This window comes from Candidatus Amarolinea dominans, assembly GCA_016719785.1.
Taxonomy (GTDB): domain Bacteria; phylum Chloroflexota; class Anaerolineae; order SSC4; family Amarolineaceae; genus Amarolinea; species Amarolinea dominans.
In genome coordinates, this window is record JADJYJ010000018.1 from 20,978 (window position 1) to 42,158 (window position 21,181).

The 21,181-nt window shown below is 61.6% G+C and carries 16 protein-coding genes and 3 pseudogenes; 2 read left to right on the plus strand and 17 right to left on the minus strand.

The window, feature by feature from the left end:
• Positions 1–14: 14 nt before the first annotated feature.
• The 4 genes from IPM84_17960 to IPM84_17975 all read right to left on the minus strand — a co-directional run bounded on the left by IPM84_17960 (position 15) and on the right by IPM84_17975 (position 4,378).
• Positions 15–698, minus strand: a complete 684-nt coding sequence (locus IPM84_17960; GenBank protein ID MBK9094614.1) for a response regulator transcription factor — start codon at positions 696–698, stop codon at positions 15–17.
• On the minus strand, positions 688–1,701 hold the full coding sequence (locus IPM84_17965) for a sensor histidine kinase (protein MBK9094615.1): 1,014 nt from the start codon (positions 1,699–1,701) through the stop codon (positions 688–690). Before IPM84_17965 ends, IPM84_17960 begins: the two co-directional genes overlap by 11 nt.
• 88 nt (positions 1,702–1,789) lie before the next feature.
• Entirely contained in the window at positions 1,790–3,001 is a 1,212-nt protein-coding gene (locus IPM84_17970) for an N-acetyltransferase (protein ID MBK9094616.1), read from the minus strand.
• Between the two features lie 147 nt (positions 3,002–3,148).
• Complete coding sequence (locus tag IPM84_17975) at positions 3,149–4,378, minus strand: hypothetical protein (protein MBK9094617.1); 1,230 nt, start codon at positions 4,376–4,378, stop codon at positions 3,149–3,151.
• A gap of 217 nt (positions 4,379–4,595) precedes the next feature.
• On the opposite strand from IPM84_17975, the pseudogene IPM84_17980 reads away from it, so the two are divergent.
• Positions 4,596–6,724, plus strand: a pseudogene (locus tag IPM84_17980) (bifunctional (p)ppGpp synthetase/guanosine-3',5'-bis(diphosphate) 3'-pyrophosphohydrolase).
• A gap of 191 nt (positions 6,725–6,915) precedes the next feature.
• On the opposite strand, the gene IPM84_17985 reads toward IPM84_17980, so the two are convergent.
• The 6 genes and pseudogenes from IPM84_17985 to IPM84_18010 form a co-directional block, all read right to left on the minus strand.
• The gene (locus IPM84_17985; GenBank protein ID MBK9094618.1) at positions 6,916–7,767 is read right to left on the minus strand and encodes a choice-of-anchor J domain-containing protein; all 852 of its coding nucleotides are present in this window, start codon (positions 7,765–7,767) and stop codon (positions 6,916–6,918) included.
• 228 nt (positions 7,768–7,995) lie between these two features.
• Complete coding sequence (locus tag IPM84_17990) at positions 7,996–9,690, minus strand: acyl-CoA dehydrogenase (protein ID MBK9094619.1); 1,695 nt, start codon at positions 9,688–9,690, stop codon at positions 7,996–7,998.
• Positions 9,691–9,757: 67 nt separating this feature from the next.
• Positions 9,758–10,808 (minus strand): annotated as a pseudogene (locus IPM84_17995) (ABC transporter ATP-binding protein).
• 4 nt (positions 10,809–10,812) lie between these two features.
• Entirely contained in the window at positions 10,813–11,595 is a 783-nt protein-coding gene (locus tag IPM84_18000; GenBank protein ID MBK9094620.1) for an ABC transporter permease subunit, read from the minus strand.
• A gap of 17 nt (positions 11,596–11,612) precedes the next feature.
• Positions 11,613–12,368: pseudogene (locus IPM84_18005) on the minus strand (ABC transporter permease subunit).
• A gap of 159 nt (positions 12,369–12,527) precedes the next feature.
• Entirely contained in the window at positions 12,528–13,544 is a 1,017-nt protein-coding gene (locus IPM84_18010) for an extracellular solute-binding protein (protein ID MBK9094621.1), read from the minus strand.
• 615 nt (positions 13,545–14,159) lie between these two features.
• Here IPM84_18010 and IPM84_18015 point away from each other — a divergent pair.
• Positions 14,160–15,263: a hypothetical protein gene (locus IPM84_18015; protein ID MBK9094622.1), complete on the plus strand. Its 1,104-nt coding sequence runs from the start codon at positions 14,160–14,162 to the stop codon at positions 15,261–15,263.
• A gap of 21 nt (positions 15,264–15,284) precedes the next feature.
• Here the strand turns inward: IPM84_18015 and IPM84_18020 are convergent, their stop codons facing one another.
• From IPM84_18020 to IPM84_18050, 7 genes are all read right to left on the minus strand, one after another.
• Entirely contained in the window at positions 15,285–16,052 is a 768-nt protein-coding gene (locus IPM84_18020; GenBank protein ID MBK9094623.1) for an alpha/beta fold hydrolase, read from the minus strand.
• Positions 16,053–16,059: 7 nt separating this feature from the next.
• Positions 16,060–17,106, minus strand: coding sequence for a thioredoxin-disulfide reductase (trxB, locus tag IPM84_18025; GenBank protein MBK9094624.1), 1,047 nt, complete (start codon positions 17,104–17,106; stop codon positions 16,060–16,062).
• 84 nt (positions 17,107–17,190) lie between these two features.
• Positions 17,191–17,940: a 16S rRNA (uracil(1498)-N(3))-methyltransferase gene (locus IPM84_18030; GenBank protein MBK9094625.1), complete on the minus strand. Its 750-nt coding sequence runs from the start codon at positions 17,938–17,940 to the stop codon at positions 17,191–17,193.
• Positions 17,941–17,949: 9 nt separating this feature from the next.
• The gene (gene prmA / locus IPM84_18035) at positions 17,950–18,870 is read right to left on the minus strand and encodes a 50S ribosomal protein L11 methyltransferase (GenBank protein ID MBK9094626.1); all 921 of its coding nucleotides are present in this window, start codon (positions 18,868–18,870) and stop codon (positions 17,950–17,952) included.
• A gap of 95 nt (positions 18,871–18,965) precedes the next feature.
• Positions 18,966–20,111, minus strand: a complete 1,146-nt coding sequence (dnaJ, locus tag IPM84_18040) for a molecular chaperone DnaJ (protein ID MBK9094627.1) — start codon at positions 20,109–20,111, stop codon at positions 18,966–18,968.
• 164 nt (positions 20,112–20,275) lie between these two features.
• Complete coding sequence (locus IPM84_18045; GenBank protein ID MBK9094628.1) at positions 20,276–20,521, minus strand: hypothetical protein; 246 nt, start codon at positions 20,519–20,521, stop codon at positions 20,276–20,278.
• A 37-nt stretch (positions 20,522–20,558) separates the two neighbouring features.
• Positions 20,559–21,176 (minus strand): dephospho-CoA kinase, encoded by a 618-nt coding sequence (locus IPM84_18050; protein ID MBK9094629.1) that lies wholly within the window; start codon positions 21,174–21,176, stop codon positions 20,559–20,561.
• Positions 21,177–21,181 lie beyond the last annotated feature (5 nt).

Consider the following 21,181-nt stretch of genomic DNA (forward strand, 5'->3'; position numbering starts at 1 on the left):
CGGGGTTGTGACGCCTACTTGATTTCGCTACGCTGTCGCTGAAAGTAGATCGCAGCGGCTTCGGTCCGATTGCTGACGCCAAGTTTCTGATAAATGTTCTGCAGATGGAACTTGACCGTGTTTTCGCTCAACACCAGGCGATCAGCAATCTGCGCGTTGGTCATGCCTTGTGACACCAACGCCAACACCTCTTCCTCACGCTCTGAAAGCACCTGCGGGTTAGGCTCCGCCTTGGGCTGAGCGTGGCTGACCAACCAGCGGCGGGCTGCGCGCGGGAACACCAACTGGCCGTGGAACACCTGGCGGATCGCAGCCACGGTCTGTGCGGGGGGTTCAGTCTTCAGAGCGATGCCATCGGCCTCCAGTTCCAGGGCGCTCTGAAACGATTCACCGTCGCTGAACGCGGTCAAAATCAGGACCTTCGTCGGCAGGTTTTCGCGGCGAATCTGGGCCAGGCACTCCAGCCCGGTCATGTCGGGCAGTTGAATGTCAATCACCGCCACATCAGGCCGCCGCGCACGCACCTCTGCGAGCAGATCACGGCCATTCATGGCAGAGCCGACCACATCCATATCGGGTTCCTGTTTGAGGATGCCGCGCAGCCCCTTCAACACCAGTTCATGGTCGTCTGCCAGGACCACGCGAATCGGCAGCAGTTTTGCGTTTTCGTCAGGAGTCAGGTTGCTGTTAGTGTTCATAGAGCGGAATCCTTACCTGAATGCGCGTGCCTTGACCCGGGAAGCTGTGAATGGTGAATGTGCCGCCCGCCATCTTGACCCGATCGCGCATGCCACGCAGGCCGATGTGGTGGCCGGCCTTTTCCTCTGCCTCGGCGGCGAGCGCGGCCTGCGCATCGAAGCCGGCCCCCAGGTCGGTCACTGTCAGGCACAGGCTGCCGTTGTCCATACTCAGGCGCACGAAATGACGGCTGACGCCCGCGTGCTTGTGCGCGTTGAAGAGGGCTTCCTGCAAAATCCGATAGACCGCAATCTTGATTGGCAGCGGCACCATCGGCAGCGAATCCTCAACCTCCAGGTCAACCGTGCTACCGGTCAACTCCTCGTGCTGGATAATCAGCCCTTCTACGACGGCCGGCAGACGCCGGCGGGCAAACTCAGGCGGACGGAAGGTGCCGATGAAGTTACGAATCTCCGTCAATGAGCTTTCCAACAGCCCCGACACCCGCGGCAGGCGCTTCTGCAGCTCCATGTGGTCTTCCAGTGTCAGGCCGCTGCCATGTTGCGCCAGTTGACTTTGCAGCAGGTTGACCTGGGAGAGGGCCGCGAACATGTTTTGCACCGGGCCATCGTGGATGTCCAGGATGATGCGGCCGAACTCCTCTTCGTTGATGGTTAGCATGTCGAAGGAGGCGGCGCGCGCCTGTTCCCACTGCTGCCTTTGCTGCTGCACCGTCCGCTCCAGCGCGATGACCCGTGCCGCCAGGCGCGTGACCGCATTCGTGGTCACATCGAGGGTCGCAGGCTCGACGGTCGCCGCGAAGGCCAGGCACAAACGTCCCCACGGTTCATTCTCGACCATGATGGGCGCCTCGCGCCAGGTCACTGCGGCGCCATCGAGAGTGATGTCCGCCAGCAAGTCGTCCTCGCACCAAAGCTGCGCCCGGCCGGCGCCGCAGGCGCGTGCCACATCGGTCAGCAGCGCCTTCCCATCGTCATCCGTTTGCCATAATATGCCAGGCACCGCTTCTCCTTTGCGCTGCGTGGCTAAAACCGCAGCCACAATCTGCGCAGGCCAGGCTTCGACGTGCAGTCGCCCGCCTGCTGCGTCCTTATACCAGGGCCTTTTCGTAGACCCGGTAGGTCTTATACACACGGCCACCGAGCATCTGCAAGGCGCGATTCATCATGACATTGCTCTCCAAAATCCAGGAGCCTTCGCCACGCTGATAGCCCTTGGCCAGGGCGGCACGCGCGGTTTCGTAATAGAGCAAGGCATCCACCCCGCGCCCGCGCCACTCTTCGACGACGCCCAGGGCGATCACGCGCGCTGCTTTGATGCGACGCTGGTAGTACAGCGCCTTGAGAATCGTCAGCGGGTTGACTCGGCCGTTCATGTGCTTGAGTACGACGTTGGCATCGGGCACCGTCAGGCCCACGCCAATGACGCGTCCGGCCTCCGGCCCCTGCGCCACCTCGGCAATCCAGATCAGGACAGGATCTATGGCCTGCTTGAGTTGTTGCGCCAGGTGGTCCATCTCGGCCTCGGTCATCGGCACAAAGCCCCAATTTTTCTCCCAGGCCTGATTATAGACCTCCTTGAAACGTCCCACCTCACGATCGAAATCCTTCATATCAATCGGCCGCAAACGGATTTCGCCGCGCTTGCGCACTTTTTCCGCCACACGCGTCAGCTTGGTGGGCAACTGGCCCAGGTCACGCGCTTCGCCAAAATCCATGAAATAGGCGAACAGGTCCATCGCCTTGTGAAAACCGGCCTGCTCGACCAACACCGGATAGAACGGCGGGTTGTAGGTCATCATGACCATGGGTGACGAATCGAAACCATCTACCAATAGCCCACATTCATCGTTCGTGGAGAGGTTCATCGGCCCGCGAATGGCGGTCATGCCGCGACCGGCCACCCACTCACACGCTGTGTCCAACAGCGCCGTGGCCACCTGGGGATCGTTGAGGCATTCGAAAAAGCCGAAAAAGCCGACCTGCTCGTTATGAAACTCGTTGTGGCGGTGGTTGATGATCGCCGCGATCGTGCCGACCACTTCGCTTTGCAGGGATGCCAGCGGCATGTCAGGTGTGAGAGTCGTATCGACGCGCTTGATGAACGCGGAGGCCAGAAAAAGCGCCACCTCCATGTGTTCGAGAGATGGGTTCTTCTTGGGGTCGAACATCGCCTTGCGATCACCGATCAAGGGCGGCACCCAATAGGGGTCACCCTTGTAAACGCGCCAGGGGAACCTGATGAATTGCATCTTCTCGCTGTCCGTCGTCGCTGCGCTCACCCGCAGATTGATTAGTTCCATTAGATATCTCCCGTGTGGTATCTCCCGTGTGGTATCTCCCGTGGCATCTCCATCTCATCCTTTCCAGCGTCATGCTGGTTTCGGCGCCGCGGCTTGCGCCGTTGGGCTTCGAAATCGTAGCTGCCCGTGCGGTCGCTCGGCAGCCGTTCAAAGCTCGCCGTAACGAACCATCTGCAAAAGACGCGTAAACTCGCGCTTGGGGTCGCGGGCATAGCGTTCGAGGTCCAGGTTGAGCATGCGGCTCTCTGCGCCATGCGGTCCCAGCGTCTGCGCGGCCCGTTGGTCCACAAACTGCCGCAGCGCGGCCAGGGCCGGCTTTTCGCTGCCATCTGCGCGCAACAGGCCGCAGGTACGCGTCCACTGGGCCAGATCATAGGGAGGCTCACTGTGCAGCGCCGGCGCGTAATCGGCATAGCACCAGAGGAAAACGCCCGCCACTCCCTGCCTGAAGGCGAGGCGCAGAGCTTCGGCGATGTAGGCGCTTTGCTCCTCCTCGCTGGCGAGGTAGATCCAGCGCGGCCAGCGCCACACGCGATCGGGTTGCACGACGCCAGGGAGGCCAGGGGCCACGGTGGGCAGGCCAATGGCGTGAATGAGCGGCGCAGGCACGCCGAGGGTGCGCATGAGATCACAGGCAAAACGGGCCGGCAACAGATCAAGGGGATCACGCGGGTCGGTAAACGTAAAGACCGACACCGCCACTTGGTCGAGCAGCGCAGCCAGGGCGGTCAGCGGCAAGGGAAAGCGACGAGTTACCGCGCGCTGTCCCAGGCCCCAGGTGCGTACACGGCCCGGTGACAGTTCGCCGATGCGCTCAGCGACCTGGCCGACCCAATCCTCCCAGGCGCCACGGCTGAGATCAAGCGGGAGCTGCTCCGCCCAGGCGCCCAGGTCCCAGCCCCACACGGCCGGATGGTTGCCAAAGAAACCAACGAGTTCATCCACCAGACGCATCTGCGCTTGCCGCCAGCGCGCGTCGGTGAAGATAGGGCGCAGCGCCCCCTGGCGAACCTCACGATCATGACTGATGAAGCGCACCGCCGGCTGCACCGGCCGCGGATCAAGGCACCAATCGGGGAAGAAGAAGGCGCCATCCACCGGGCCACTGAACAGGGTGGGCAACACAAACAGATGTTGATCTGCGGCCGCGGTCAACAGTGCGTCCAGGGAATCCAACGCGCGGTGGTTGATGTGCGCTTCACCTGGCTGAAAATCTTGCCAGGTCAGGAAGATGCGCACCGCGTCCAGCCCCCAGGCAGCAATCTGTGCCAGTTCGTCGCGCACTTCGCCGCGATCGAACGCCTGCCACAGTTTGATACCTTTGCACCGCGGGAAATAGTTTATGCCTAACAGAAATTGCGCAACGTCTGGCGCCATTCCGATGCCTCAGTGTGTTTCGGGTAGGGTCTGATTATATCGCAAATGGCGTTTTGCTGCCATTTGCCGCGCGGCGCGCTGTGAGCCTGAGCTCGCATGCACAAGTTTTCCATTTATGGCTGCCTGTAGTAGAATGGGAAGGGTTAAGTGAGGTGTTACCATGACAGTCAGCGATAACAACCAACCTTCGCCAACAACCCTTGATGGGCTTCTGGCCATGCTGCCCAAGAGCATGGCTCCCCAGGATCGTGATCTGATCGAGCGCGCCTACCACGTAGCCGATCATTCACACGAGGGTCAACTACGCGCCTCCGGTGAGTCATACATGTACCACCCCCTGGCCGTCGCCGGCATTCTGGCCGAGATCAACCTCGACGCGGCCACCCTGGCCGCGGCACTCCTGCACGATGTGGTTGAAGACACACCGTACACCATCGAAATGATGCAGCGCGACTTCGGACCAGAGGTCGCCAAGCTGGTAGATGGCGTGACCAAACTCGACAAAATCAACGAGTTGCGGCGCACCCATGAGCGCATGGCCGACACAAGGCCGAATCGTTGCGCAAGATGTTCCTGGCCATGGTGGATGACATTCGCGTGGTGCTCATCAAACTGGCTGACCGCCTGCATAACATGCGCACGCTGGGCGCCCTGCCCGAACACAAGCGCAGACGCATCGCCCGTGAAACGCTCGAAATTTTTGCACCTCTCGCCAACCGTCTCGGCATCTGGCAGATCAAGTGGGAACTGGAAGATCAGGCTTTCCGCCACCTGGAACCGGCCACCTACAAGGCCATTGCACAGGCCATTGATCAACGGCGCGTGGAACGCGAACGCTCCATTGGCCTGGTGGTCAACACGTTGGAGCAAGAAATGCGCCAGATGGGCATCAAGGCGCATATCTATGGACGCCCCAAACACATCTACAGTATCTGGCGCAAGATGAAGCGCAAGGATGTGGACTTCGATCAGATCTACGATGCCCAGGGCGTACGTGTGGTTCTGGACGAATTGCGTGACTGCTACGCGGCGCTGGGGATTGTACACAGCCTGTGGCGCCCCATCCCCGGCGAGTTCGACGACTACATCGCCACGCCGAAAGAGAATCAGTACCGGTCGCTGCACACGGCCGTCGTGGGTCCCGGCGGCCGCCCGCTCGAGGTGCAGATTCGCACCGGCGACATGCAGCACACGGCCGAATATGGCATCGCGGCGCACTGGCGCTACAAAGAGCAGCCCACACGCCGCGATGTGGATTTCGAGAACAAGATCGCCTGGCTGCGGCAGTTGATGGAGTGGCGTCAGGAGGTCGGCGAGGCGCAAGAGTTCGTGGATGCGCTGAAGACAGACATCTTTCAGGATCGTGTCTACACCTTTACCCCACGCGGTGACATCATTGACTTGCCGGCCGGGGCCACACCGATTGATTTTGCCTACGAGGTGCATACCGAAATCGGTCATCGCTGCCGCGGTGCACGCGTCAACGGCAAGATGCTGGCACTGGACAGCAAACTCGCACAAGGCGACCAGGTTGAGATCATCACCACTAAACGCGGCGGTCCCAGTCGTGATTGGCTCAATCCGCACCTGAATTATGTGCGCACGCAGCGGGCACGCAGCAAGATTCGGCAGTGGTTCCGTAAGCAGGATCGCCAGGAGAATATCACCGAGGGTCGCAATTTACTCGAAAAGGAATTGCGGCGCCTCAGCGTGCAGCCGGCCAGCTATGAGAGCCTGGCCAAACAGTTCGGCTACGACAAGGTGGATGATTTCTTCTGCGCCATCGGCGCCGGCGATATCAACCCGCAGCAGATCGCCAGCCGTATCATGGAGGATGAGCGCCACAAAGATCCGGCCATGCTGATCCCCCCGGAAACCGTGATCGGCAAGCGATCCAGCGAGTTGGAGGGCGTCAGCGTCTCCGGCGTCGAGGGCCTGTTGACGCACCATGCCCAGTGTTGTAAGCCACTCCCCGGCGAGAGTATTGTCGGTTATGTCACCCGCGGGCGCGGGGTGTCCATCCATCGCCGCGACTGCCCCAACATCCTCTCCACTAAGGAACATGAGCGCCTCATCTATGTGGAATGGGGCGGCGAACAGCGCACCTACCCGGTCAGCATTCTGGTCAAAGCCTTTGACCGCAGCGGCCTCTTGCGTGACATTGCCAGCCTGGTGGCGGATGAAAAGATCAACATGCGCGAGGCGCAGGCGCGCACCGGGCTGAAGGACAACTCGGCTGTTGTCACCGCTACCCTGGACATTAGCAGCACCGTGCAGTTGAGCCGTCTGTTGACCCGCATCGAGCGCCTGCCCAATGTGGTCGAGGCGCAGCGTCAGATCGGCTGAGCGGACCCGTGTGACGATCAACAATAAAGGGCCAGGAGTTGACACTCCTGACCCTTTGTTTGTTTGCCCGCCGCAGGCATACGCCGATTGGCGTCCAACGCCTCGACTTGATTCGCTGCGGCGAGCAGGGTTTGTGTCTCATCTGCTCGGCGAACCCGCACATCTACGCAGTTACGTCACACGATCAGCCGTCAGGCGATGCGGCGGCGCAGAACCAGGGCGGCCCCGGTAACCAGCAGCGCCAGCGCGGCGAGCGGCAGCAGCGTGGTGTTGGCTTGAGCATCCAGGGTGGACAGGGTCACGGCGGTGGGTGCCGCGGCCGTGTAGGAGACGGTGTCAATACCGATGTAGTTGGAGTTGGCGCCGCTCGGGCCGCCGTCGGTGACGAAGTAGCGGAACGCGAAGCGGCCCAGGGTCGGCGCAGGCACCTGCGCGGCAGTCAGCGTAACCACGTATTCGGTCCACACTTCAGGATAACCGCCGGCTGCCAGGGTCGGGTTGACCTCCGCGAGGACGGTGGTAAAGTCGCCCACACTGGTGGCAGTGGCGCCGACATTGGTGCTGGCGCCGTTGAGGCTCATGCGCAGTTCCAGCCGATCAGGCCAGATGCTGCCGGCGGCGGTGCTGGTCCAGAAGCGGAAGGTGTCGCCCGCCGACAGGGTGACGGCCGGAGTCATCATCCAGTTGCTGATGGTGCCCGTGCCGCTGGTGTTGTTGTAGTTGGCGCCGAGGTAGGAGGTGGTGCTGCCCGCCTGGGCCGGAAAGACGGTGTCATTGCCCTGGAACCAACCGGTGGAACCCAGGGGGCTGCTGTTGTTCTGGCTTGCCCAGCCCAGGCCCGGGAGCAGGGTGATATCCTCGAAGCCTTCACTGAAGTCAGCCAGGGGCGCCTGCGGGGCGGCCTCGGTGCGCTGCGGCAATTGGGCGCCGGTACCGGCATCGGACTTGGGGCCGCCGGCGGCCGAAGCGCCCAGGGCCAGCACGCTCAGACAGAGCGCAAGGACGAGTAAAATCGCCCATACACGACTTGCACGATTTAGCATGGTTTCATTCCTTTCTCATGTCGAACCTACGAAAAACAGAGCAGGACACAAACGGAGACGTAACGGCGTGACGGAACAATGCCCATTATAGCCGACAACGCCTGTAACGCCAATATGCCACCGGGCGATCGATGTCGCTGCAACGAGTACGCAGCCTCCCTGCGGAGGCTGCCGGTCGTCGGCCTGCATCGGCTGGCTGGACTGCGGAGGCGGGTCTGGTTTTCATTACTACGGCTGCATCTCGTATGCGCCGTTGTACCCGACCACCTCGGCCCAGACGCGGCGATAGCGCGCCTCATCAAAGACGGGCTTGCGCACCATGCGCAGAGCCATTTCCATCTGCCGCGCGGTGCTGCTCGCTTTGCTGTAGAGCTGCAAGGCATAGCGGCTGACATCGCGCACCATGAAGTCGAAGATCTGCTCCACCAGGTCGGCGTGCATAGGATAGATCTCGGCGTTCTCCAGAATCAACTGCGCGTAGACCACCTGGGCGAACAACTCGCCCAGGGCCAGCAGGAAATCGGTGTCGAGCGCCTGCGCATCGCTGGGCGTGGCGCGGGCCAAGAACTCCTTGAAGACGGCCACCTGCTCCTTGAAAACGTTGACGTTGGGCAGGTCAAAGCGGTTGAAGACCAGGTTGTAGTCGTGGAAACGAATCTTGCCCAGCCCACGCGCCGGGCCTTGATGGAAGAGGAAATCGTCGTGCGCGGCGTCATCACGCCGCGGTACGTCGGGGTAAGACGCGGGGTTGAAGAAGTAGTTCGGCATGAACTTGATGATGAGCGCGATATTGACATGCACCGTTCCTTCCAGCTTGGGCAGGGCGCGAATGTCACGCGCGGCCATCTCGAAATAGGTGCTGCGTTCGAACCCTTTGGCCGCGATCACATCCCACAGCAGGTTGACCACCTCCTCGCCCTGCGTCGTCACCTTCATCTTGACCATCGGGTTGTACAGGAGGTAGCGCCGGTCGCTGACGGAGGCGGAGCGGAGATAGTCGGCCGCACGCAGGGCAAACAGTTTCATGGCGACCAGCCGTGCGTAGGCGTCGGTGAACATCTGCTGCACGTGCCCGAAGTCGGTTACCGCGCGGCCGTAGAGGAAACGGTTGGCCGCATGGTTGATGGCCTCGTAGAAGGCGTGCGTGCAGATGCCAATCGAAGCCCAGCCCAGGTTGTACTTGCCCACGTTGACGGTGTTGAGTGAGGCGTCCCAGGCGTCCTGCCCGCTGGAGAGAATATCCGCGGCGGTGATGGGGTAGTCATCCAACAGGTATTCGCCGACGTAGGACTGGCTGGCGACGACGTTCTGCATGAGCTGGAAACGCGGATGCTGCGCATCCACGGCGAAGAAGACGTAGTCCTGGTTGTGGCTGAACTTGCCAAAGGTCGAGATCATGGCCGCGTGGTTGGCGTTGCCAATGTAATACTTGTCGCCGCGCGCCAGGTACGTGCCATCCGGCTGTGGCGCCAGCAGCATGTCGCTGGCGTAGATGTCCGCGCCATGCTCCTTTTCAGACAGGCCAAAGCCGAAGATGGCGCCTTCGCGCAGCGCCTGTGCGGCGCGGCGCTTGGCGTCCTCGTTCTGGCTCATCCAGATGGGGCCAAGCCCCAGAATTGTCACCTGCCAGGTGTACCAGTAGGGCAGGCCGTAGAAACCGAGGATTTCGTTGAACTCACAGTTGCGCCAGGTGTCCCAGCGTGCGTCGGCGTCGCCATAGCCGGCCGGGGTGAGCAGGGTGGCAAAAATGCCTTCACGCTTGACAAAATCGAGCAGGTCGGCGTACCAAACGTGGTCATAGTCATCGGCCTTGAGCTTTTGCTTGCCCTTCTGCTCGAAGAAGGCCACCGTTTTCTGCATGATCGCGCGCGAACGCTCGTCGGGGTAATAACGATCAAGGTGCTTGGGGTTGAGAAGAATCATGCCTGTTACCTGATATCATAGATTGAGTGGGAGGCTGGCTTGGATGCACGGGCGAGGTCGCTTTCACTTACTCTGTTACCCAACAGGCGTGCGGCGGGAAGTTGACCGTGACAGGTTGGTTGACCTGGGGCAAGGTGAGCAGGCGTTCGTTGAAAAGATCAACCGACAGGAAGGTGTCTCCCAGGTCCACGCGCACACGCACGATGGCGCCCAGGAAGGTGACGGCTTCGATGCGGCCGTCCAGGTGATTATCGCCAGGCGAGTGTCCCAGGCCCAGTTCCTCCGGGCGGATGGCGAGGTGTTTGGCTGCGCCGGTAGCGGCTTCGATCGGCTCGCCCGTGGCAACCGGCTGGCCTTCGAAAGTACACATCCCGGTCTGAGGGTCGGCAATGGTGACAGGCAGCATGTTCAACTGGCCGATGAACGCGGCCGTGAACGCGGTCCTGGGGTAGTTGTAAATCTCGAACGGCGTACCGATCTGTTCCACCTGACCGGCGCTCATGACCACGATGCGATCGGAGAGGGAGAGCGCCTCTTCCTGATCGTGGGTGACATAGATCGTCGTGATGCCAAGCTGTCGTTGGATGCGGCGAATTTCGGAGCGCAGTTCGACCCGGATTTTGGCGTCCAGGGCGGAGAGCGGTTCATCGAGCAGCAGTACCTGCGGATGGATGGCCAGGGCGCGCGCCAACGCAACGCGCTGCTGTTGACCGCCCGACAACTGATGGGGATAGCGGCTGCCGAAGCCGGGCAGATGAATCACGTCCAGCATTTCGGCCACGGTGCGGTCAATCTCCGCTTTGGGCGACCGCGATCTTCAGGCCAAAGCCCACATTGTCGGCCAGCGTCATGTTCGGAAAGAGGGCGTAGGACTGAAAGACCATGCCGACGTTGCGCTGATTGGGCGGCTTCATGGTGATGTCCTGGCCGTTGACCACGATCGTTCCGGTCGTAGGCAATTCGAATCCGGCAATCATGCGCAGTGTGGTGGTTTTGCCGCAGCCGCTCGGCCCCAGGAAGGAGATGAACTCGCCTCGCTCGACATCAAGGTTGAAGTCGCGCACGGCGACGCTGTTCCCGAACACTTTGGAGATGTTTGTCAGGGCTAGAAATCCCATTGCCTCACCTTGCCCCCACGAGTTGGCGCTGGCCTGGCTGGCCGCGTCCGAAGAATTGAATCAGCCCCATAAAAAGCCAGGTCAGCGCGAAACTGATGATGGCCAACGCGGATGATTCATAGGTCTTGTTCTGCCCAATCAGCGACATATACGGGCCAAACGCGTTGATGCCCACGAGAAAACTGGCGATGGTATACTCGCCGACAACGGTCGCCAGGGTCAGGAACGCGCCGCTGAGCAGCGATGAGCGCAGGTTGGGGAAGATGACCTGCAACAGGATGACGCCCCAGCCCGCGCCCAGACTCTGAGCCGCTTCGGTCAGGGTACGCACGTCAATGGCTGCCAGGCCCGTGTCCACGGCCCGGTACATGTAGGGCAGCGCCAGGATGACGTAGGCGGCCACCAGCAGGGTGTTGGTGCCGGCGCGGAAGTTGGTGAGTGGCAGAAAGCCCCCGCCATACACGCGGATCAGGCCGAAAACGAGCACGATCGCGGGCACCACAAACGGCATGAGGGTAATGAACTCAATCACCGGTCGCAGCTTGGGCAGGCGCAGGCGGATCCAATAGGCGGTGGGGACGATCAAGATCAGGCTGACCAGGATGGTCAAGATGGCCATCTCCAGCGAGAAGAGCAGAGTTTGGCGAAACTGCGGATCGGCCAGCACACGCTGATAGGCGAGCAGGCTGAGTTGCCCCTTCTTGGCCCGCAGGGAGAAGTCCAGCGTGGCGTAGAGCGGCACGAAGAAGTAGAGGATACCCAGGGCAGTCCACAGCCAGCCCCACAGTGTGTTGCGTTTCCTGGGCGCAGCCACCTTTCGCTGCGGCGGCGCAGCACGTAGTAGATGGCCATCGAGACCGCCATCACCACGACCATCCCCAGGGCCAGGGCATATCCCAGGCCAGGATTGTGCAGCACGTCACCCTTGATCTGCGAGCCGATGAGGATCGTCACCAGGTTGATCAGCCCGCCGGTCAGGGAGAGTGCGGTGGCGTAGGCGCCGAACGCGTTACCGAACAGGAGGATCATGGCGCCGAGCAGAGAAGGCATCAGCACGGGCAGCCCCACAAAACGCCAGTATTGCCAACCGGTTGCACCCAGATTTTCGGCAGCCTCGCGCCACTCACGGCGTAGTCCTTCCAGCGCGGGGGTGATGATCAGTACCATCAACGGGAACTGGAAATAGAGGTAGGTGACGCTCAGCCCCCAGAAGCTGTAGAGGTTGAAGCCGTGGTCGTAGAGGTTGAAGCCTAAGAGGTTCTTGAGCAGCACTGTCACCAAGCCCAGGCGGCCGAGGGTGGCGATGAAGGCGAAGGCCAGCGGTACGCCGGCGAAGTTCGAGGCCACGCCGCTGAAGGTCGCCATGCCAGCGGTCACCCAACGCGGCAGGCCGGTCAGGGTGGCTGAGTAGGCCAGGAAAAAGCCGAACAACCCACCGACGACCGCCGTGAAGAGGCTGATACGAATGGTGATCCAGTACGCGCTGAGGATGGATGGCGTGAACAGACCGGCAACGTTGGCCAGGGTGAATTGGCCCTGGTTGTCCTGGAAGCTGCCCATGAACAACGACAGCGAGGGGAGGAATAGAAAAAACAGGGTGAAGATCAAAAAGGGCGCGACGCCAAGCCACGCCCAATTGACGCGACGTGCGGGACGCGCCAATGGCGCGTCCCGCGGTGTAGAAGGTGTGGGTTGCAATGTGCTCGCCACGGACCGCTGCTACTTCACGTCGGCGCCGACGACTTTGTCCCAGCCATCGGTGATCGCCTTCTTGGCGGCATTGATCTGGTCAATGGTCGGGAAGACGGCCTTGGCGTAGAGATCGGCCGCCGGTAGGTTGGCAGTAATCTCAGCCGGGATCACGTTCCGCTTGACCATGTCGTTGTAGCGAATGGGGTGGCAGCCGCCCTTCAGCCAGATCAACTGGCCTTCGTCCGAGTAGAGGTATTCCATCCACAGCTTGGCCGCGTTGGGATGGGGTGCGTACGCGCTGATGGCCTGGATGTAAACGCCGGCAATGACACCCGTCTTGGGAATCACGACTTCGATGTTGGGGTTGCCGGCCAGGGCGGTCTTGTCGGCCAGGGCGTTGTAGTCCCAGCGGGTGATGACCGGGGTCTCGCCTTTGGCAACCGTAGCCTGCTTGGCGATCACAGGGACGAAGTTGCCCACCTCGTTCAGCTTCTTGAAGAACTCCAGGCCGGGCGCCACGTTGTCGAGCGAACCGCCGTTAGCCAGGGCTGCGGCATAGACGCTCATCTGCGCCTGCGCCGAGGCACGCGGGTCGCCAGAGAGGGCCACCTGGCCCTTGTACTCCGGCTTGAGCAGATCGGCCCAATCCTGCGGTACGTTCTTCACGGCATCCTTGTTGACTTCGAAAGCCAGGACACCGTAGTAGTCGCCATACCAATAGCCATCTGCGTTCTTCGAGTCAGCCGCAATGGTGTCCCAGGTACTGACCTTGTAGGGCTGCACCAGCTTCTCTTCGACCAACTGCGGGCCAAAGCCGTAGCCGACGTCAATGACATCGGGCGCCTGTGGGCCTTTGTTATCCTTGTTGGCCTTGATGGCTTCGACTTCATCGCCAGAGCCGGCATCGGGATTAAGCTCGTTGATCTGCAGGCCGTACTTGGCCTTGAAGCCGGTAATCGCTTCGCCGTAGTTGCACCAGTCGTGGGGCAGGGCGATGGTGGTGAGGGTACCCTCGGCTTTGGCGGCGTCAATCAGCCCCTGCATGTCGGCGGTGACGCCCGATGCAGCAGGTTCAGGGGCTTTGGTGGCCGGAGCGGCGGCAGGCGTGCAACCTGCAACCAGCAGCGCTAACACGGTAATCAGGATGCTCAGATGCATCAAACGGGACTTGCTCACTTCTTGTCTCTCCTTTTCATCGTATGGATAAGCGGCAGTGGCCTATCCAAGCCAGAAGTCTGAAAATAGAACGGTATTTCAGGGCCAGTCAAGCCCTTAGAGCGCCACATACGGCGCCGGTGGTCAGCAATCGTTTTACGGGTCCACCTCCTTGTGGCGGGCAGATTGGCCCCACGGACGGGGCGAAGAGGAAAGAAGAACTCAGTTGCAAGGGACATTCTAACACCGTTCACCCGCATCGGCAAAGCGCGGCCGGGCGGTTGGAAACCGCTGCCTAACGCAGTCAAAAATCGCATAATCCTGGTCGCCGCCGGATTCGTCCAGCGCGGCCTGAAATTCTTCGTCGTAGACATCGGAAATGCGTTCTTATTGTAGCGATGTTTGATGGAATTCGCAAACAAAATCGTTTGGCCGCGGCTTGACACGCCCTGTGTCCTGAGGTAGACTTCGGTCAGTTGACAGAGGCAGGAAGGAGCAGCGCCCGTGCCTGACACCGATAATCCACTGAAAAACCTGATCTTGACCTACAAAGAGACCTTCGCCGAGTGGCTGATGGGTAAGCGGTTGCGCTCGGTGCGCACCTTGACTATCGAACTACCAGCCTCACGTCAACGCAGTGATCTGCTTTTCGAGGCGGTAAGCGAAGATAACGATGTAGGGTTACTGCATATCGAGCTTCAAGGAAAGCGCAGTGCGGCCCCTATGCCCTGGCGTATGGTGGATTACATGAGTCGCACGGCGCGGCATGAATGGGGACGCCGCGCACCGCAGGGCAGCCTGAAATTGCAGAGCGTCGTTATCTACGTGGGCAAAGGTGCAGGCGCAGGCGATAATGGAGGGTACACAATCGTAAATTTCGCCGGCCAGGCTAGTCTGACGTGGCGCTATGATGTCATTCGCCTGTGGGAACTCGACGCAGAGGAGGTACTGCAACTCGACAAGCCGGCCCTCCTGGCGCTCGTAGGACAGATGCGTATGGCGGAACCAGGACGGATCGTTCCTGCGGTGCTTGACAAGATTGCGGCCATACCCGACGGCGGACAGCGTAATGAGTTACTGACAGCATTGATCAACCTGATTGGAGATGAGGGGGTGCTGAAGATGATCGAGCGTATGATTGATGTGGAACTGCTGGACACGCCCTACTTGCGACGGATTCGCCAACAGAGTTGGGAGAAGGGTGTTCATGAAGGGCGCCGTGAGGGCGTCGAGGAAGGGCGCCGTGAGGGCGTCGAGGAAGGGCGCCGTGAAGGCGTTGATGAAGGGCGCCGTGAAGGCGTTGATGAAGGGCGCCGCAAGGGCGTCGAGGAAGGGCGCCGTGAAGGCGTTGATGAAGGGCGCCGCAAGGGCGTCGAGGAAGGGCGCCGTGAAGGCGTCGAGGAAGGGCTGCGTGCCGCTGTCTTGGCCGCCATCTCCACGCGCTTCAATCCGCAGGTGCGCGCTTATCAGCCCCTGGAGCAGCGCCTGCGTCAGATTCATGATGTCAGCACTCTGTCACATCTACTGGAAATCGCTCTTACAGCAAACGCCCTGGATGAATTCCAATCTCAAGTGGAAGCGGCGACGACCGGTACGACGATCGCGTAGAGACGTTGCAATGCAACGTCTCTACCTCATCCCCACAAACTCCTGCACCGCCGCGGCCACGACCGCGCTCTGTTCGAGCATCACCATGTGCCCGGCCTCCGGCACTTCCAGCAGCCGCGCCGCGGGCATCTGCTGCGCCAGGAAGCGGCTGAGCTTGGGCGGCGTCAGCCGGTCCTCCAGGCCCACGATGACCAGGGTGGGCAGAGCAATCTGGCTCAGCGCGTGGGTCACATCGAACGCGCTGCACGCCACAAAATCACCGTGCGTCACGTTCACAGGTGTCTTCAGCATCGCCGCGGCATATGCGTCCAGCGTCGCGGGGTCTGCCTGGCGTTTGTAGGCCCATTCGGCAATCAGGCGCGCCGTGGCCGCATAGTCACGGCTCAGGCCATCCAGAATGGCCGGGGAGACCGCCAGCCGCGCGCCGGTGCCCACCAGGATCAGCCCGGCCAGGCGCTGCGGGTGGTGCAGCGCCACGGTTTGGGCAATCGCACCGCCCATCGAATGACCGGCCAGGACGAACCGCGGCAGCTCCAGCGCATCGGCCCAATCCACCACAACCTGCGCATATTCCGCAATCGTGGTGCAGCCCGCGCCAGGCGATTGACCGTGGCCGGGCAAGTCCAGGGCATAAACCGATGTTTCAGGCAGGCGCCGCAGCTCACCCGGCCAGTGCATGGACGTGCCGCCCGCGCCGTGAACCAACACCAGCGGCGCGGCGTGCGGCGCAGCCCCCGACTGACTGCGCCGATAGTAGATCGTCTGCTCACCCAGCTGAATCGTTGGCATGGATCGCCTATGCCGTGACCGCGATGATCGCCGGCGCCGCCGCGTGACCGGGATAGGCGCGGTCTTCCAGGTCGGCCAGGTATTTCTCAACTTCCATCGCGGCCGCGCAGCCCTGGCCCACCGACGTCGCAACCTGCTTGAAGCGCTTGTCCTGAATTTCACCGGCGGCAAAGACGCCGGCGATATTGGTGCGCATCAGCTTGTCGGTGAGCAGATAGCTTTCCTCATCCATGGCGACCTTGCCCTCGAACAAGGACGAGTTGGGCAGGTGACCGACAAAAATGAAGACACCACCGGTCGGCAAGGTGGACGTGGCGCTGGTCTTGATGTTCTGCAGGCTGACCGACGTCACTCCGCCGCTGCCGTTGTCATCGTTGATGGACGTGATGACCGTGTCCCAGATGACGTTGATCTTCTCGTGCTCGAAGATGCGCTTCTGCAAGATCTGACTGGCGCGCAGGCTGTTGCGGCGATGGATCAGGGTTACTTTACTGGCAAAGCGGGTCAGGAAGAGCGCTTCCTCGGCCGCGCTATCGCCGCCGCCGACCACCACCACCTCACGACCACGGAAGAAGAAGCCATCGCAGGTTGCGCAATAGCTCACGCCGCGGCCGGTCAACTCCTTCTCGCCCGGCACATCCAGCTTGCGCGACGACGCGCCCGTGCTGATGATGATCGCCTTCGCCTTGTGCTCCAGCTCGTTGGCCGTATGCACGGTGAAGGGGAACTGCTCGAAATCAACCCGGTCCACATAATCATACTCGATGCGACAGCCGAACTTCTCGGCCTGCTTCTGCATCTTCTCCACCAGGTCCGGGCCGCTCAGGCTTTCCGGAAAACCAGGGTAATTCTCGACCTCATAGGTAATCGCGACCTGCCCGCCAATTTCATTGCCGGTGATCAGGAGCGGATTCAGGTTGGCACGCGCCGTATACAGGCCGGCCGTCAGGCCCGAAGGCCCGCTGCCGATGATGATGACATTCTCAATCGCTCGTTCTGCAGCCGGCTCGATCACCCCGTGACCGTTGCTGCCGTTGGTTTCATTTTGACTCATGATTCGCTATCCTTTTCCTCGACTATTTTGATTTTCGATCCCGATCGCTTCTGTGGGCTTCAGATGGCTTGCGAAGCAATTTGGTTACATGTCGCCCATTTCATACAGGATCGCCGCACCCGCGGCCAGCCCGACCGTTTCTGCACGCAAGATGCGCGGGCCGAGGCCGATCAGGCAGGCGCCAGACGCCGCCGCCAGGGCCGCTTCACCCTCGCTGAAGCCACCCTCCGGCCCGACGAAGAGGCTAATGCGCCCGCTCGCTGCGGCCGATGACCGCCACGCCTGCAGCGCAGGCTTCAGGCCGTGCCCTGGCGCAGATTCCCACAGAAACAGGATCAGGTCAGCCTGGCGCGCTGCCTCCTGGCAGGCGTCAACCAGGTCAAGCGGCGCGGCCAACGCGGGCAACCGGCCGCGCCGCGCCTGCTCAGCCGCCTCCTGGATAATGCGGCGCCAGCGGCTTTCCTTCTTACTGAGGCTGGCCCGGTCGTGCGTCACACAGCGTTGCGTCAACAGCGGCACGAAACGGCTGATACCGATTTCGGTGCCCTTCTGCAGCAGCCATTCGAACTTCTCGCCCTTCAACGTTGCTTGATAGAGGGTGATCTGCGTACGCGGTTCGCCCAACGCCGGCGCCTGACTGAGGATGCGCCCTTCTACGCCACTGCGGCTCTGATGGGTAATGCTCACCCGGTATTCACGTCCGCTGCCATCCAAAACCATGATTTCAGCGCCCGGCCCCAATCGCAGCACCTCGCGCAGGTGATGCGCGGTCTCTGCTGGGAGCGTGACCGCCTCCCCGTGAATGGCCGTGGGTGTGACAAAAAAGCGGTGCATGGCTGCCAATCAGTGCTCGACCAGGTGTTGCGCCACCAGACCGACCCAATCGCCTTCGTCCAGCCGCGTCGTCACCGTGAAGCCATGGCGCGCCAGCGCGGCCAGCACCGCATCGGCCCAGGTGTCAATGATGCCGCCCAAGATCAGATGGCCGGCCGGCCGCAGCCAGGCGTGCAATCCCGCGTCCAACAGAGCGATGATGACCTCTGCCAGGATGTTGACGACCACGATGTCGAAGCGAGCGTTATCAGTCTCAGGCTTCGACGGCAACGGTGTCGCCAGCAGGCTGATCTGGCCGGCCACGCCGTTGATCGCCGCATTTTCACCGGCAATGCGCACGGCCAGGGGATCAACATCGGTGGCGACGATGGCGCGCGCACCCAACTTGGCGGCCGCAATGGACAGGATGCCCGAACCGGTGCCCACGTCAAGCACCGACACGCCAGGCTGCACGAGCCGTTCCAGGCTGAGCAGACACAGCCGCGTGCTTGGATGGGTGCCGGTGCCGAACGCCATGCCAGGATCCAGCCGGATGACGATGTCGCCGGGCTGCGCGGCCGCCTCGATCCAGCTGGGCACCACAAAGAGGCGCTCGCCCAGGCGCATCGGCTGGTAGTGTACCTTCCAGGCGTTGGCCCAATCCTCTTCGGCCACCTCGCGCACGGTCGGCTCCGCAAAGGCGTACAGCATCTGCAGGTGCCAGAGGGCTTCTTCCACCTTTTGCACCACCGCGGCGGCCTGCGGCCCCTGGCGCACATAGGTGCGCACACTCATCTGCGGCGCGGTCAATTCACCACGGCTGTCGAAGCCGGTCAATTCCACAACCGCGCCCGCGGTGCCATCCTTCTCGTCGGCGTAGCGGTTGAAGACCTCACTGATCGCCTCGGCGGCTTCGCCGTCGGCCAGCACACTGATTTCAAGCCAGTTCACAAAAAATCCCGTCCAGTCCCCTGGCGCTTGCCAAAGTCGCCCCGGTGGACTGCATATCATCATGGCCGCGACGTGCATCCGCCCGGCCCCTTGCGTCAATTGGACGGCTTGAACGCCTCGGTAATGGCATCCACCAGTTTATCGAAGGTTCCGCGTGGGGGTTTGTTGACATCAGGGGTGCCCAGGGTTTCACCCAACTCGCGCAATAACTGGCGCTGGCGCTCGGTCAACTTCTGCGGCATCACCACCTGCACCGTCACATATTGATCCCCGCGGTTGTTCTGGCGGATGTGCGGCACGCCCTTGCCCCGCATGCGGAAGGTGTGCCCGTGCTGAGTACCGGCCGGAACGGTCAGCTTGACCACGCCGTCCAATGTGGGCACCTCAACCTCCGCGCCCAGCGACGCCTGGGCAAAATTGATCGGCAGGTTGAGGTAAAGATCATACTCGCGGCGCTCGAACAGCGGGTGCGGCTGCACGTGCAGCACCACAAACAGATTGCCGGGTGGGCCGCCGCGGAAGCCCGGCTCACCTTCATTGGTCAGGCGAATCTGGGTGTTGTCATCCACGCCGGCCGGGATGTCCACTTGCAGGATACGCGTCATGCGCGTGGACTTGGCCCCGCGGCACTCGGTGCAGGGCGTGGTGACGATCTCGCCTGCGCCACTGCAGCGCGGGCAGGTGGTGCTGGTGACAATCGTCCCAAAGACGCTCTGCTGGCGCCGCTGTACCTCGCCGGCGCCGTTGCACTGTGGACAGCGCAGCGGTGATGTGCCCGGCTCCGCGCCGCTGCCCTGGCAGCGCGTACACGGCTCCAGGCGGGTAATTTGCAGTTCCTTGGCCAGGCCGCGCACCGCCTCTTCGAACGCCAGGGTGACATCCACGCGCAGGTCGGCGCCGCGGCGCGGGGCCATGCGGCTGCGCGTATTGCTGCGCGCGCCGAAGCCGCCAAAAAACTCATCGAAAATCGAACCGAAGTCGCCAAAGCCACCGGCGCCGAACCCACCCGCGCCGCCCTGCGCCCCGGCATGACCGTAACGATCATACCCCGCACGTTTCTCGTGGTCGCTCAGCACCTCGTACGCTTCGTTGACTTCCTTGAACCTGGACTCGGCATCCGCCGCCTTGTTCACGTCAGGATGATACTGCCGCGCCAACTTGCGGTACGCCTTGCGGATGTCATCTTCGCCGGCATTGCGCTCGATTCCCAACACCTCGTAATAATCGCGTTTTGTACTCATAACCAGCTGCTTATGACCACTCCTATTCCCGTTCTTGCCCGCGTTTTTGTAAAAAAAACGGGAACCTATTCTTTGACAAATTATTAGCACTCAGACTCCTTGAGTGCCAGGGAATCATACGACGATCAAACGTTTTTGTCAAAGCCATGCCCGCCTGGCGAGGTTCAAGGCTGATCGGCCTGCGTCGGCGGCGCCGCCTCTTCTTCAGCGTCCGGGCCATCCTCCCAACTGATGATCCACACGCACGCGCCGGCCAGCAGGATCGTGATCACAATCAAGGCCAACCATTGCAGGGCTGTAAAACCGACGCTCCAGGCCGACCAAATCAGGATGATGACCATCCCAAGCGCCAGCGCGATCCACATCGCCAGGTAAGGGTGTCGTTCGTAGAAAGACCGTAAATTATTCATGAGACCGTCTCTTTGGGCTATAAGCGGGGAATGCTTTCTAGGCGGAAAGATTTCGTCGTCTGCAGTATATCAACGCCTGCCAGGCCGCTTCGACCTGCGCGCCGGTTTCCGCCAACGCGCCGCGGTTGTCAATCACCACATCGGCGCGCTTGATCTTGTCCTCTTGCGGCGGCTGGGCATCTATGCGCAGCTCAGCCTCGGCGCGGCTGAGGCTGCGCGTGCGCATGAGGCGCTCCACCTGCTGCTCACGCGTGGCCGTCACCACCCACACGGCGTCGCACAGGGTGACACTCAGCCCCGCTTCCAGCAGTTTGATCGCCTCGATGACCACCACCGGCGCCTGGCTGGCCGTCAAGCGCTGCTTCGTGCGCACAAACACGGCCGGATGCACGATCGCTTCCAGGCGTTGCAGCGCCTCCGCGTCCCGAAAGACCCGCGCGCCGAGCTGGACCCGATCAATCGCCCCATCAGGCGCCAGGATGTCAGCGCCGAACGCGGCCACGATGCCTTCATATGCTGCCTCGCCGGGTCGCATCACCGCGTGCGCCACCTGGTCGGCGTCAATCACGTCCGCGCCCAGGGCACGCAGCATCGCCAGGACGGTGCTCTTGCCAACACCGATGTTACCCGTCAAACCGATGACTTTTCTGATCACATATC